Here is a 14728-nt window from a genome sequence, read left to right on the forward strand (position 1 = left end):
TGTACTCAATCATCGGCAATTATTGCATTATGCTATGGAGCTGACCGCAAATGGGCATTACGAGAAGGCAATCGCTATTTATCAATGTCAGTTGGATGATCCGAGCGGTTATTTCGAAGAAAAACTGGATGCTTGCGATCGAATGGCTCATTGTTATCATGAGCTCGGCTGCAAGGATGAACAATTGCTAGCACTATTGAAGACGTTTCACTATGATGTGCCGCGTGCCGATTACGTATGTCGGATTGCCTATTACTTTCAGGAAAATGAAGACTTTGAGAAAGCTGTCAATTGGTATGAATTGGCGCTTAAGCTAGAGAAACCTGATAATCGGTTATATGGTGTCAATCATGCAGCATGGACCTGGCTGCCTCATGAGCAGCTAGCCGTATGTTACGGCAGTCTGGGCAAGCTTCAGCAAGCCTATAAGCATAACGAGTTGGCCCTCGCTTATGCCCCGGAGGATGCCAATCTTTTATACAACAAACAGTTGCTTGAAGATTTGCTGTCCGGAAATATGTAACGCCTTATTTCTTCTTCTCCAGGCTAATACCGTTTCTATGACTGGGAAAATCCATATAATAGATTGCTATATTCTAATCTATCTTTTATAGCAATGGACAGCCATACAAGGAGGAGAATAAGTGACATTACGGAGAACAGGGACGAGAAAACCGGTTTGTAAAGGATCAGTCGTTAAGAGAACAATTTGCAAAACAACGATTCGCAAAACGACAGTGTCCAAGCAGACGGAATGCAAGCCGGTCAGTCGAAAAAAATGTACGCGTGCACGATTTAAAAAATCAGCATTTGCAGCAATTTCCGGTATTGATCAGACGTTGACGAACGGAGTTTTTAGTAAAGTTCAATATCAGGTGGAAGAGCTCGATCTGAACAATGAGTACAATTCCGCTACATCGACCTTCCGTCCGAAGCAAAATGGCGTATACACGCTTGTTGCAAGCGTTGCGTTTGAGCAGATTACAATGACGCCGGTCAGGATGGATTTGGAAATTCGGGTGAACGGCGTGCCGAGAATTACAGATCAGGAAAATTTCACGCCAAGAACAGGCATTATTGACGCATCCGGCATTGTGCAATTGAAGGTCAGGGATCGGGTAGAGGTATTTGCTAGAGCTACCGGTGAAAATGGTGACATACAAAGCGGTGTAGCCACCCGGTTTGAGGGTGCCCGAATAAATTAATAGAGCGAAAAGCTTGGAAGATTCAATCCAGGCTTTTCGCTCTTAATAGGGTGAAACGATATGATTATTTCACTAGCGTTTTAAGTGTATCCTCCAAGTTCAATTGGTTGGCAATTAAACCGTTGTTCATCCAGTGATTCCAGCTGATTTCAGTAACCCGCCCTTCTTTGACGGCTGGAAGTCCTTTCCATACCGATTTGCTTTGCAGCTCTTTTGCTTCCGTATCGTTGTATTGCATGATGAGAAAAATATGGGCATTGCCGAGCTCAGGCAATTTCTCCAGCGACAAGTTTTGGAAGCTTTGACCATGCGCAAGGGATGGTTCTTTTATGCCGAGCTCTTCATAGAGCAGCTTCCCGCTGTAATCGAGAGCGCTTAGAAGGAACAGATTTTTACCGCTTGGCCATAGCAATGCGACCTCTTCATTACCAATGGACTGTTGAATTTGTTGTTTCGCTTCCGCGACTTTAGCGTCATAGGCTTGAATGGACTTTTCTGCCTCATCCGTCTGGCCGAGCAAATCGCCTAATGTACGAAGCGTCTTCCGCCAATCACTCATCCCATCCTTGAACACATAGGTTGGAGCTATTTTGGAATAAGCCTCGTACATCCCGTTCTCTGCCCAAGAGTCAAAGATCAAAATGATCAGGTCAGGGGTATGGGAAGCAGCTTGCTCAGGATCAAGACTGCCGCTGGAAAAGTCAACCTTCGGAATGCCGGCCAGACCGGTTTGAAGATATTGCTGCACAACGTCACCGTTCGACCATTGTGCGACTGGCTTCACGCCTAGAACCGTCAGCGGATCTTCCAAATAAGGCGCAAGCACTCTTTGGGGACGGGCTGGAATTTGAAGCACATGTCCGAGATCGTCGGTTACCGTACGCAATGTATGCTCAGTTTCAGCGCTCGGTTCTGGAGTATTGTCAGCCTGTTGAACGGCAGGACTATTTTGCGGTTGTTGGCTTGCGTCGTTAGAATTAACCCCGCTGCCGCATGCCGCTAACATCATCGTGCAGAGCAGCACGATTACCATTGCTGTGATTTTGCTTGTACCCATTTCTCTAAACCGCTCCTTCAATACAAATGATATTTATTCTCAATGAAAATCATAAACGCCCTCCTAGTTCAAGAGAATGGACTGTATATCGATTTGTACTTCCGTACGACCCATTTATGAGGATTTCCGGGATCGGAGCAAATTTACGGCTTGCTTCAGCTGCTCCGTAATGGCCCGCGGCTCATAAAACTTCCATAGCGTATCTGAGATCCGGCATATGTTACCTGTTCGCACGGCTTTCAATTCTTTCCAGGCTGGTTCTGTCATCAGGCGCTCCAAATAAGCGAGGGAAACGGAGTCCTCGGGTACGGATATGAACATGATATCTCCGGCAAAATGCTTCATTTCTTCAAGTCGCAGGTTTATGGGGTTGAAGTTTTTCTGTTCGTCCATCAGCTGGGATACTGTCGCCGGAGGCTTGAGTCCTAGTGTCTGATAGAGAACATGCCCGAACTCGCGCCCGCCCCACAGCCCGATCGTTTCACCAGAAATTCGGAACAGCGAGACGCTTTCTTCCTTTCCCACATAAGGTAAAACAGCCTCTCGGGCTTGCTCGGCTTGCTCGAAATGCAAGCTAATCCATTTCTCTGCTTCCTTTTCCTTATCAACAATTCCCGCAACATGCCTGAGATGGCCGAATACATCGTATTGCTCCCATGGAATGACGGCTATAGGAGCAATTCGCTTCAATTGCATATGATATTGCTCAAATCGGGGGACGTCTTGCGCAGTCACAATCAAGTCTGGAGAGAGGCTTGCAATAGACTCCAAGTTCATATGGTAAAAATCGCCGACATCTGCGATGCCCATTTTCAACGGATCAACGGATTGATTCGCCAAGTGTTGACGGAATGCCCCCAGCGGCTTTAGTCCAACTGCCAATAATTGACCGGTGTAGGTAAGGGAGATTGTTCTCATCGCGCTTTTTCTTATCTGCACATAAGCGGCGGGAGAAACACCAACACGCTGCTTAAAGCGGCGGCTAAAATAATATTCATCCGTGAAGCCGACCTTCTGTGCGGTCTCTTTTACATTCAATCCGTCCGAATGCAGAAATTGCTTGGCTCGGCCGATTCTCAAATCAGCCAAGTAGTCCATTGGCCGATGGCCTGTTCGCTTTCGGAAAGCAAAAGAGAAATGGGAAGAGGTCATACCAGCAATCGTTGACAGCTCTCGATGTTGAATGTCTGCCGAATAAGCACGTTCCATATATTCGATTACCCGGCTAATAGCGGTGGAAGCCCCTCTAGAATGTTTTTGTTTATTGCTATTATCCAATAACAGCATCAGCCATGCGAGCAGCGTCGCCTTTTGCTGCTGACTGTCTTCATTCGAGGGAATGCTCCACTGCTCGTAAAGTGCATTTGCGAAGGTGACCGATTGCTCGTCAAAGGCAGGCTGTGCGAGAGGTAATCCATCGTTTTCGTTTTCGAAATGCTCAGAAACACGGTAACGAATTTGAATCCACTGCATACGCTGGGCAGGATCTTGCACGTAATTTGCGGCATCATCAGGCAGACAAATCCATTTTATCCCAGGCTTCAAAGGGAAAGTACCGCTCAAGGTGTGAAGTGTACCTTTCCCTTCAATGACGACAAACAGCGTTCGTTCCGATGTATGCGTAGAATGTTCCAAGAGCTGCCGGGGGGATGAAATGGCGCTCTTGGTGACGTTCGTAACGATCCAACCACTAAGTTCAGATAAATTCATGCTGCACCTCAATTGTTAATAATGATAATTATTATCAATTATATTATATGCAGATAGACAGGTGGTTGCAATCTATCCATCAAGGCAGAAGACGGTTAAATCGCAGACGAAGAGGAAACAAACGCCATAAACCGTTTGGCTGCCGGGGAGATAAATCCGTCTTTACGCCATTTTAATCCGATCTCCCAATTCCAGCCCTCATCGGCAATTGGAATCCATACGAGATCATCGAGCATTAACCCTAACGTTCGGGGCAGAACGGATACGCCGAGTCCAGCTTTAATAAATCCAGCAACTGTGATCAAGTCTTCTGCATCATAAGTCGAAGCCAAATGAAATCCGGTTTCGTGAAACCGGGATAGGATGGTTGCTTTCAATCCGCAATTATTTTTCAATCCGATGAAGGGCTCTCCTGACAGCTCCATCATTCCAAGAGAACTGCGGTCTGAGTATGGATGGTCGGCAGATACGACAATATAAAGCGGCATTTTCTTGATGCAGATCCATTCCTGATCATTGTTTACCGATTCCTTGGAGGTGATCATGATATCTGCAAAGCCTTGCTCCAGCTGTTCATTAATGTCACCGATATTTCCTTGCGTTAGCTCAAATCGTGCCTTGGGATTACTTGACTGATAAGATTTCACGAGATTTGGAATTAAATCGACGCCGAGAATATTGAGATAGGCAAGCGATATGACACCAGTCTCCGGATTGGACCATTCTTCAATTTCCTGCAAGCCGTTCTCAATATTTTGCAAAGCCTGGACGATCCATTTGGAGAACATTGTTCCATACCGATTCAGTTTGATATTGCGGCCGTTACGGTCGAATAAGGGAACGCCGATTTCGGTCTCGAGCTTAGAGATTGCATGGCTTAGTGCAGGCTGAGTAATACGAAGGGATTCCGAGGCGCGGGTCATGTGCTGCAGCCTTGCAACCGCAAGAAAATATTCCAATTGTGTGAGTTCCATTATGAGCACCTTTTTTCATGAATATTATTCATTGTTTTTATTATTTTAATCAATTATACATATCAGAACTGTGCGTGTAAAATTCAACGTAAGAAAGGAGCGATCAACCTATGTTGTCTAATAAATTGCCTGAAGCGATCGCCAGTTTCGTATTTGCCAGCAATGCGCATCAAACGGATGACATGCTTGCCGCTTTTGCCGATGATGCAGTTCTGACCGACGATAATCGGGTTTTTGAAGGGAAAACGGCTATTAGAGAATGGAGCGATGGTGAGTATATTGGCTCAAGGGTAAACTTGACGATTCTAGACTCTGTTTTTGAAGCAGAAGAGCCAAGTTTAAGGGTTGAAATCAACGGCGATTACCCGAATTGTCCTTATTTTTTAATTTTTCCTTTAGAATGGAGAACAATCTAATCAAAAGCTTAAACATTTCAGAAACGTAAGGAGACTAGCTCACATGAATCAAATCCATCATTCGTATATACATGCTTCCGAATTTGCAGGTAAAAAGGTGCTCGTAACCGGCGGCACTAAAGGGATGGGACAAGCAGTTGTCAACAAGCTTGTGAAAGGCGGTGCCACCGTCATGACTGCGGCAAGGTCCTTGTCTTCGGATATACCGGAATCGGTGTTGTTCATTCAGTCTGATCTGGCATCTAGAGAGGGTACCGATAAAATTATTCAAGCTGTTAAGGAGGAGTGGGGAAGCATCGACATTGTCATACATTGCGTTGGCGGTTCATCTACACCTCCAGGAGGCGCACTCGTTTTGTCGGATGAAGATTGGCTGCAAGCGTTGAATTGGAACTTACTTTCTGCTGTACGGCTGGATCAAGGACTAGTTCCTCTTATGCTAAAAGGAGGAGCAGGGGCTATACTCCACTTTACGTCCATTCAACGTAAGCTGCCGTTATACGAGACGACACTTGCTTATGCCGCTGCTAAAGCTGCACTTGCCAATTACAGCAAAGGCCTGTCCAACGAGTTTTCTCCTCGCGGCATTCGTGTAAACACGCTATCGCCAGGCTTTATTCAAACGGAGGCGGCGGATGCTTTGATTGATCGCATGGCTACTTCAACGGGCAGCAGAGATAGTGCGCTTGAGCAATTAATGAATTCACTGGGAGGCATTCCGCTTGGCCGTCCGGGGTTGCCGGAAGAGGTTGCTGAATTAGCCGCTTTTCTCGTGTCGGACCGGGCATCTGCAATTACAGGAAGTGAATTTGTCATCGACGGGGGAACGATTCCGACGATTTAACTTAACTTCCTGCTGCACAAATCGAATAGGACAGGAAATAACAAACAAAAGGCCCGTCATGATGGGCCTTTTGCGTATTTGGAGATATTTTTTACTGGCAGATGATGAGGAGGTTTTCTTAGTAGCTTTTACCGTATCCGCCGGTACCGACGCCGCCAACATTGTTGCCGTAACCGCCAGTGCCTACACCGCCGACATTGTTGCCATAACCACCGGTACCGATGCCGCCGACATTGTTACCGTAACCACCGGTACCGATGCCGCCAACATTGTTGCCGTAGCCGCCATAGCCGCCGAAGATTCCGCAGCTGCAAGCGATTATCACTAACAAAATAAACAGAACCAAAATGATTCCAATATGATGAGATCCACCAAATCCGGACATTGATTAAAGCACCTCCTGAGTTTTGAGTACTCTTTAAGTTATGTCACGATATTCGTCTATGACTGGGTATTTATCTCGGAGGCATTCGTCTATTTGTAGTGGTTAAGTCCATATTTGCATAAAAAAAGCTGCCCATGCATGTTCATGCATTGACAGCCTAATCGGATTATTTGCTCCAGTATTTCTCGATAATGGCATCGCGGCCGGAATAAATTCGGGATTCCTTATAGAACTCCGGATTTTTGCGGTGATAGTTCTGATGATACTCTTCCGCAGGGTAGAAAACTTCGGCTTCGCGAATTAATGTTGCGATAGGTTTATCGAAACGGCCGCTTTGTCCCAAAGCTTCTTTGGATGCTTCAGCAAGCTGGAACTGTTCCTCATTATGGTAAAAGATCGCGGTGCGGTATTGGCTTTTGCGATCATTGCCTTGGCCTTCGGCATCCGTTGGATCAATTTGCGGCCAGTAGAGCTCGAGCAGCTTCTCATAAGGGAAAATCGAGGAGTCAAACGTAATTTGCACGACTTCCAAATGTCCGGTTTCTCCCGTCAGTACTTGCTCGTAAGTCGGATTTTCGAGCTCGCCGCCCATATAACCGGAAATAATGCCATGAATGCCGGGTTGTTCCTCGAAAGGAGTTACCATGCACCAGAAGCATCCGCCAGCAAATGTTGCTTTTTGTATCATTTCAATTCCCCATTTCTCGATCAGTAAAGTTGCACATGTAGTTTCTAATTATAATAGGCAATAAGATAGAAGTCTATCTTCACCTGCCAGCATAGCTACTTCGGAAGCATAGTTTAAATTAATGGATAATGTAAACGTTGGCTTAAACACGCAATAGCAGCCTTCTTTTATTTTCGAGCAGGCTTGGGGAATATAAACAACAAGTAATCAAGATAAAAGAAAGAGGAGAGCCAATCATGTCAAATGACCCAGGGGAGCAGGCCCAGAAACCGGCGGCAGTCTTGATCACCCAACTACTGCTGTACCTTGCCGCCATTGTAAATATAGTCAATGGAATATACGCTATAGGCAATATTGAAACGATGAAAGCAGTGCTGGCAGCGGTTATGATTATTTTCGGCGCTGCAGCCGCTTGGGCAGCTTACCGCTTAAGCCAGCCTGAGGCAAGCCGGCGGAATTATGCCGTTGCACTTGCCTGGCTTTTGATCGTGTTGCGATTGATCGAGTATTTCGTCTGGCAAAATATCGGCTTTCTGCTAGGCATTATTTTGCCGATCCTTGTACTGTGGCGCTTAAATAAACCGGAGATGAAAGCCTGGTACGGTCATTCTTGAGTTTCATGCTCCAGCTCAATAAATTGCTGAATACGGGCATTAATCGCATCCCGAACGTTGCGGAACTTGGCCATAATTTCTTCTTCTGTACCGGTTGCTTGAGCCGGATCCTCGAAGCCCCAATGCTGCTTAATGACGTTGGGGCTCTGGATGACAGGACAATGTTCATCGGCATGCCCGCATAATGTAATGACATAATCCGCACGGTTCAAAATAGCAGGGTCGATTACATTGGAGGCATGACTGCTAATATCGACACCTGCTTCTTGCATGACGTGTACCGCTCTCGGGTTTAAGCCATGCGCTTCCAGGCCTGCGCTTTCCACTTCAAAGCGCTCCCCGCCAAGCTTCTTCAAGAAACCATCTGCCATTTGACTGCGGCATGAGTTGCCTGTGCATAAGAAATATATAAGCTTTTTTTCCATATCGGCCAGTCTCCTTTAACTCTCTTAATGAAGTATCGTTAACCATAGATAGAGTCCGAACAACGTAAAGAACAGAACCGGAAGTGTAAGAACGATTCCCGTTTTGAAATAATAGCCCCAGCCGATTTTTACATCTTTTTTAGCCAAAACATGCAGCCAGAGCAACGTAGCGAGCGAACCGATTGGCGTAATTTTTGGACCCAGATCAGAGCCAATGACGTTGGCATAAATAAGAGCCTCTCTAATAACGCCGCTCGTATTGGTGCTGTGAATTGCTAATGCGTCGATCATAACGGTAGGCAGGTTATTCATGACGGAGGAGAGAATGGCGGCAATAAAGCCGGTTCCCACAGTCGCAACAAACAAGCCTTGGTCTGCAGCCCACTGAAATACCCTGCTCAATTGATCGGTAAGTCCAGCATTTCTTAATCCATAGACAACGACATACATGCCGATGGAGAAAATAACGACGGACCACGGCGCGTCTTTAATAATGGTTCGCGTATGAATGACAGGGCTTTTCCTGGCAGCAAGGATAAAGACGAGAGCAGCGATTCCTGCAACGATCGATACTGGAATATGGAGAAACTCGCTGAATAAGTAAGCAACAAGTAAAGCCCCTAGAATGAACCATGACAGTTTAAACAAACGAACGTCTTTAATGGCTTCCTTCGGCTGCATGAGCGATTGAGCGTCATAATGTTTAGGGATTTTTTTGCGGAAAACAAGGTAAAGAACGAGCAAGCTGGCTCCTATGGAAAATAAAGTGGGAATGATCATCCGGCCGGCATATTCGGCAAATCCGATCCCGAAAAAGTCGGCGGAAACGATGTTGACCAAATTGCTGATGACAAACGGCAAGGAAGCCGTATCGGATATAAATCCGCTTGCCATTATGAATGGCAAAATCATTCTGGCATCGAACTTCAACGCCCGGACCATCGCGAGCACAATTGGTGTTAAGATCAGAGCGGCGCCATCATTGGCGAAAAAGGCGGATACTACTGCGCCCAGCAAGATAACGCAGCCAAACATCCGATAGCCGTTGCCCTTGGCAAAACGGGCTGTATGCAAGGCGGCCCACTCGAAAAAACCGATTTCATCTAAAATTAAAGAGATCAGGATGATCCCGACAAAAGCCAGCGTTGCATTCCAGACAATGCCAGTCACATCCCAGACGTCCTGAAAGCTGACGACGCCGAGCAGAAGTGCGACAACCGCTCCACCCATAGCCGAATAACCGATGTTTAAACGTTTGGGCTGCCAGATGACAAGAATGATTGTAAGAATAAAGATAAGTGCAGCGGTGAGCATAATGTCCTCCTGTTGTTTAATTGCAGCAATCCGGGTTAAGCTTGCCGAGCTTATCTTTCATGGATGGAAGCTCTTCCAATAGGCTGTTTAAGTAAGGTTTATCCGCAACATTCAAAGCATAGTAAATCCACTGGCTTTTTCTCGTTTCCTTCACCAAACCGCCGGTTTTCAGCTTTCTTAAGTGCTGGCTTACATTCGGCTGCGTGGTCTCCAATATATCTACGATATCGTTTACACACATTTCCTTTTCCTTCAACAACGCGATGATTGTTAGTCTTGTCTGGTCGGCAAGCAGCTTCATCGTCTCCGCCAATTGCTCAACAGATTGGTTCAACTCATCACCTCCATAATAAAATCCCGATGTCTGAAACTATCATACACTCACTCTATTATATAAGTAAATAATTATATCAGCAATTGATTATATAATAATCATAAACACAGGAACTTTGGACGACCTAAAGGGAGCACCTTATACGACAGGTGCTCCTTTAAGTGTAAGTCATCCGCTCAGAACGCTCTGCTGTACTGGTCAGCAGTCAATCAGCGCACTAACTCAATGAACTTGCTCGCCGCATTCGTAAGCGGCATATTGCGCATGATCATAATTCCGACATGGGAGGGAGGCAGAGGCACATCCAGATGAATCTCAAAAAGCGAACCCTCCTCCAGCTCCTTGGAGACAAATTCCCTCGTCACATAGGAGATACCAAGCCCTCTGCGTGCAAATTCAATAAGCAGATCGACGCTCCCTACCTCAATCTCTGGTTTCAATGTGTAGCCATAGCTTTGAAACAACTCCGTAATCGCCATTCTGGCCCGGCTGTTCCGGGAGAATAGAATAACGGGATGCTCCAGCAGTGAGTCCAGCGATAAGACCGTATCTTTAAGCTCGGCATAGCGGGCGCCTGCTACAAAACAATCCTGCAGCTGAATGCTTTCGCGCACTTCAAGCTGAGAGTCGACGATCGGCATCCGAACGACACCCAAGTCGATGCGGCCTTCTTTTAGAAACGCAATAATTTCCGGTGTCGTTCCGTGATTTAAATGCAGCTTGATGCTGGGATATTTCTGATGAAATTCTTCTAGATAGGGAAGCAAATAATGCTTGAACAACGAATCGCTGCCGCCGATGCGCAGCTCGCCGCTGTCCAGGTTTTTCAGCGCGGCCATTTTCTCTTCCGCCAATGAGATAAGAATTTGCGATTTCTCAATATAGGAGTAGAGGACGACGCCTTCCTGCGTGAGTGAAACGCCTTTGGAATTGCGGTAAAACAACGTGATGCCGAAGCTTTCTTCAAGCTGCTTGATAGCGTGGCTAACACTTGGCTGAGTGAGATACAGCGCCTTGGCCGCTTGCGTTAAGCTGCCTGTCTTCGCTGCCCAATAAAAAACTTTATATAGCTCGTAATTGTTGTTCATAGACGTGATCTATAGCTCCTGTGAAATATATTAATTACTTGTATAGCTTATAAACGTATTATAGTGGAATTAAGAAAAAGAAACCAGAGCTTGCAGATTGACACGCAGATGGGCGCATTCGCATCCGTCACGGCCATGCAAGAAATTTAGAATCGCTCTGATGGAAGGAGATTGAACATGGAAGCAACTACTTTTGTATTGTTTGGTGCAACAGGGGATTTAGCGAAACGAAAAATTTACCCTGCTCTATATAATTTATTTCTCGATGGAAAGCTGCCGCAATCCTTCACCGTGTTTGGTCTGGGGAGAAGAGCATTGACGGACGAAACGTTTCAAGCGAACGTCGAGCAGTCGCTTCGCGATTTCTCTAGACGGGAAGCGGGCGATGAGCTGTTAATCAAACGTTTCTCAAGCGCGTTCCGCTACAATGTGCTGGATATCGGCCACGTAGAGGACTACGAGAAGCTGCTGAACCGGATCGAGCTGCGGGAAGCCGAACTGCAGGCAACGCCAAACCGATTGTTTTATTTGTCGGTTGGTCCCGAGTTTTTCGAGACGATCGCCGAAAGAATTCAGCAAAGCGGTCTAGGCTCCGCAGACGGCTGGAAGCGTCTCGTGATTGAGAAGCCATTCGGACATGATTTGCAGTCTGCCCGCGACTTGAATGCGAAGCTCAGCCAATCTTTTGCCGAAGAAGAAGTTTTCCGAATTGACCATTATCTTGGCAAGCCAATGGTGCAGCGTCTTGAGGCTTTGCAGCAGGAAAATCCGGTCATTCAAGCGTTATGGAGCAACCGTTACATCGCTAACGTGCAGATCACTGCGAGCGAGACGGTCGGTGTCGAAGAACGAGCGGGTTATTATGATCAGGCTGGTGCTGTCCGGGATATGTTCCAGAATCATATGCTGCAAATGCTGATGGTGCTTGCCGTTCAGCTTCCGCATATCAGCACCTCCGAGAAAGTGCGGTTTAAGAAGAAAATGGTGATGGAAGCGGTGGAGACGCTGCAGAAGCAGGATGTCGCAGCCAGCGTCGTTCGCGGCCAGTACAGAGCAGGCAGCATTAATGGTCAACCGGTTGTCGGCTATACGTCGGAGCCTGGAATCGATGCGAGCTCCATGAATGATACGTTTATTGCAGCTCGGCTGCAAATTGATGATTTCTTCTGGCGCGGGGTTCCTTTCTATATCCGGACCGGCAAAAGAATGAAGGAAAAAACGACGCGGATCGTTATTGAATTCAAAGAGCCGCTGCAGCATCCTGCTTCTGAGCATAAAAAAGGGACGGTTTCGAATCTTCTCATCTTCGAGATTAGTCCGAACGAAGGAATCACGCTTCAAATCAATACGAAGGATACGAAGAATAAAGGCCAGTTCAAGCCGGTTCAAATCGATCTGTTTTCAGGGCAAGAGGATGCTCCAGAAGCTTACGAGAACCTGATATTCGATGCCTTGCACGGAGATCCGACGTTCTTCGCGCACTGGGATGAAGTAGAGCTGGCTTGGCAATGGGTACAGCCGGTGCTGGAAGCCTTCGAAGAGAACTTAGTTCCTCTTCGTCCTTACGAAGCTGGTTCTTACGGACCTGCCGAAGCCCATGCGCTGCTTGCAGCGGACGGCTACCATTGGTGGTTCGATGATAAATCAGAAGTCGAAATTCAACTGAAAGAAGGAGAACAATATGCCTACAACACAAACCATTGATCAATTAGCGATCGATACAATCCGTACATTGTCGATCGACTCCATCAACGCGGCCAACTCCGGTCACCCGGGACTGCCGATGGGTGCTGCGCCGATGGCTTACGCGCTGTGGTCCCAATTTTTGAATCATAATCCGGGTCACTCCAATTGGTTTAACCGCGATCGTTTCGTTTTATCCGCAGGTCACGGATCTGCACTGCTGTACAGCCTGTTGCATTTGTCAGGCTATCAGGTTTCGCTTGACGATTTGAAGCAGTTCCGCAAGCTGAACAGCAAGACGCCTGGACATCCCGAATACGGTCATACCGATGGCATTGACGCAACTACGGGGCCGCTTGGCCAAGGACTTGCGATGGCAGTCGGAATGGCAATGGCGGAGGCTCATCTAGCTTCGAAATACAATCAGACTGAATTCCCGGTTGTTGATCACTACACGTATGCTTTAGTCGGAGACGGCTGCTTGATGGAAGGCATTTCGTACGAGGCCATGTCGATGGCGGGACATATGAAGCTGGGCAAACTGGTCGTACTGTATGATTCCAACGATATTTCACTGGATGGCGATCTTAACCTTTCCTTTGGCGAAAATATTCAGAAGCGGGCGGAATCAGCGAATTGGCACTACTTGCGGGTTGAAGACGGCAATGATGTGGCGCAAATCGCTAAAGCCATTGCGGCGGCCAAGCAGCATGATTCGCAGCCGACGCTCATCGAGGTCCGTACAATAATCGGTTACGGAAGCAAGGCGGCGGGTACGAACAAGGTGCACGGCAATCCGCTGGGCAAGGAAGAAGCGAAAGCAACGAAGGAAGTATACGGCTGGAAATATGAAGAAGAGTTTTACGTACCGGATGAGGTAAAGGCACATTTCGAGCAGCTCAAGCAAAACGGCGCTGCAAAAGAGGCGGAGTGGAATGGTTTGCTGGCTGCTTACGCGGCGCAATATCCGGCACAGGGCGAGGAGCTCAAGCAGGTTATTGACGGTACGGTAACGATTGACGCTTCGGACATTCTCACCTTCGATAGCTCTAAATCAATTTCTACGCGGGTTGCCAGCGGTGATGCGATTAACCATTATGTAAAAACGGTTCCTTCGATTTTCGGAGGCAGCGCCGATCTGTCGCATTCTACAATGACGGATATTAAAGGCGAATCAATTTTTGCAAGGGAGTCCTACTCCGGACGAAACGTATACTTCGGCGTTCGCGAGCATGCGATGGGCGCAGCCGGCAACGGTATGGCACTTCATGGCGGAGTAAAACCATTCGTCAGCACGTTCTTCGTATTCAGCGACTACTTGCGCCCGTCGATCCGTCTGGCTGCGCTGCAAAAGCTGCCTGTCACTTACGTCTTTACGCATGATTCCATCGCGGTAGGTGAAGATGGACCTACGCATGAGCCGGTTGAGCATCTGGCTGCGCTTCGCACGATTCCGGGACTGACGGTTATACGTCCAACCGATGCCAATGAAACGGCTAGCGCATGGGCTTATGCTCTGCAGCAGAAGGAAGGTCCTGTTGCACTGGTGCTCAGCAGACAGAACCTGCCTATTTATGAAGCAACGAAGGGCAATGTCGATGCGGTCGCCAAAGGCGCATATATTTTGACCGAAACGAATGATAAACCTGATCTGATTCTTATTGGAACGGGCTCAGAGGTATCGCTTGCGGTGAGTGCCAAAGCTGTACTAGAGCAGGAAAATCTCTCGGTACGTGTCGTGGCGATGCCAAGCCGGGAACGGTTTGATCGTCAAGACGATGCTTACAAGCAAAGCGTACTTCCTGACTCCGTAACGAAACGGATTGCGATTGAAGCCGGCATCTCGCTTGGCTGGGACCGTTATGCGGGACCATCGGGCAAAGTGCTTTCGATTGATACGTTTGGCGCTTCCGGTCCGGGGAACCAAGTGTTGGATTACTTCGGATTCTCAACGGAAAATGTAGTCCGCTTGGCTAAAGAGCTGCTGTAAT

General features: G+C 47.3%; 15 protein-coding genes and 1 pseudogene. 7 read left to right on the top strand and 9 right to left on the bottom strand.

What is annotated here, in order from left to right:
- A pseudogene (locus TY10_RS04095) lies at positions 1–523 on the top strand (tetratricopeptide repeat protein); the annotation flags it as partial.
- 121 nt (positions 524–644) lie between these two features.
- The gene (locus TY10_RS04100; protein ID WP_052350351.1) at positions 645–1205 is read left to right on the top strand and encodes a hypothetical protein; all 561 of its coding nucleotides are present in this window, start codon (positions 645–647) and stop codon (positions 1203–1205) included.
- Positions 1206–1269: 64 nt separating this feature from the next.
- Here TY10_RS04100 and TY10_RS04105 read toward each other — a convergent pair whose 3' ends face one another.
- The 3 genes from TY10_RS04105 to TY10_RS04115 form a co-directional block, all read right to left on the bottom strand.
- Entirely contained in the window at positions 1270–2262 is a 993-nt protein-coding gene (locus TY10_RS04105; protein ID WP_042160863.1) for an ABC transporter substrate-binding protein, read from the bottom strand.
- Positions 2263–2376: 114 nt separating this feature from the next.
- Positions 2377–3972: an AraC family transcriptional regulator gene (locus TY10_RS04110; RefSeq protein ID WP_042160865.1), complete on the bottom strand. Its 1596-nt coding sequence runs from the start codon at positions 3970–3972 to the stop codon at positions 2377–2379.
- Between the two features lie 95 nt (positions 3973–4067).
- Positions 4068–4946, bottom strand: a complete 879-nt coding sequence (locus tag TY10_RS04115; RefSeq protein ID WP_042160866.1) for a LysR family transcriptional regulator — start codon at positions 4944–4946, stop codon at positions 4068–4070.
- A 110-nt stretch (positions 4947–5056) separates the two neighbouring features.
- Between TY10_RS04115 and TY10_RS28650 the strand changes: the two genes are divergently transcribed.
- Together TY10_RS28650 and TY10_RS04125 are read left to right on the top strand one after the other, a co-directional pair.
- Positions 5057–5362 (top strand): Cif family virulence factor, encoded by a 306-nt coding sequence (locus tag TY10_RS28650; protein ID WP_052350352.1) that lies wholly within the window; start codon positions 5057–5059, stop codon positions 5360–5362.
- 43 nt (positions 5363–5405) lie between these two features.
- Positions 5406–6206: an SDR family oxidoreductase gene (locus TY10_RS04125; protein WP_042160868.1), complete on the top strand. Its 801-nt coding sequence runs from the start codon at positions 5406–5408 to the stop codon at positions 6204–6206.
- A 118-nt stretch (positions 6207–6324) separates the two neighbouring features.
- On the opposite strand, the gene TY10_RS30955 is transcribed toward TY10_RS04125, so the two are convergent.
- Together TY10_RS30955 and msrA are read right to left on the bottom strand one after the other, a co-directional pair.
- Positions 6325–6591, bottom strand: a complete 267-nt coding sequence (locus TY10_RS30955) for a hypothetical protein (protein WP_042160870.1) — start codon at positions 6589–6591, stop codon at positions 6325–6327.
- Between the two features lie 166 nt (positions 6592–6757).
- Positions 6758–7276, bottom strand: coding sequence for a peptide-methionine (S)-S-oxide reductase MsrA (msrA, locus tag TY10_RS04135; protein WP_042160964.1), 519 nt, complete (start codon positions 7274–7276; stop codon positions 6758–6760).
- 239 nt (positions 7277–7515) lie between these two features.
- Between msrA and TY10_RS04140 the strand changes: the two genes are divergently transcribed.
- Complete coding sequence (locus TY10_RS04140) at positions 7516–7893, top strand: hypothetical protein (protein WP_042160872.1); 378 nt, start codon at positions 7516–7518, stop codon at positions 7891–7893.
- On the opposite strand, the gene arsC is transcribed toward TY10_RS04140, so the two are convergent.
- The 4 genes from arsC to TY10_RS04160 form a co-directional block, all read right to left on the bottom strand.
- Positions 7884–8318 carry an arsenate reductase (thioredoxin) gene (gene arsC / locus TY10_RS04145; protein WP_042160874.1) on the bottom strand — a complete coding sequence of 145 codons (435 nt, stop codon included), beginning with the start codon at positions 8316–8318 and terminating at the stop codon, positions 7884–7886. The genes TY10_RS04140 and arsC overlap by 10 nt on opposite strands.
- 24 nt (positions 8319–8342) lie before the next feature.
- A complete protein-coding gene (locus TY10_RS04150; RefSeq protein WP_202903143.1) occupies positions 8343–9632 on the bottom strand; it encodes an arsenic transporter in 1290 nt (429 codons plus the stop codon).
- A gap of 16 nt (positions 9633–9648) precedes the next feature.
- A complete protein-coding gene (locus TY10_RS04155) occupies positions 9649–9933 on the bottom strand; it encodes an ArsR/SmtB family transcription factor (RefSeq protein ID WP_042160966.1) in 285 nt (94 codons plus the stop codon).
- 242 nt (positions 9934–10175) lie between these two features.
- A complete protein-coding gene (locus tag TY10_RS04160) occupies positions 10176–11054 on the bottom strand; it encodes a LysR family transcriptional regulator (RefSeq protein WP_042160877.1) in 879 nt (292 codons plus the stop codon).
- A 177-nt stretch (positions 11055–11231) separates the two neighbouring features.
- Between TY10_RS04160 and zwf the strand changes: the two genes are divergently transcribed.
- Together zwf and tkt are read left to right on the top strand one after the other, a co-directional pair.
- Entirely contained in the window at positions 11232–12758 is a 1527-nt protein-coding gene (zwf, locus tag TY10_RS04165) for a glucose-6-phosphate dehydrogenase (protein ID WP_042160879.1), read from the top strand.
- A complete protein-coding gene (gene tkt / locus TY10_RS04170) occupies positions 12736–14727 on the top strand; it encodes a transketolase (RefSeq protein WP_042160880.1) in 1992 nt (663 codons plus the stop codon). Before zwf ends, tkt begins: the two co-directional genes overlap by 23 nt.
- The last annotated feature ends 1 nt before the right edge of the window (position 14728 follow it).

The organism is Paenibacillus gorillae (assembly GCF_000513275.1).
Classification (GTDB): domain Bacteria; phylum Bacillota; class Bacilli; order Paenibacillales; family Paenibacillaceae; genus Pristimantibacillus; species Pristimantibacillus gorillae.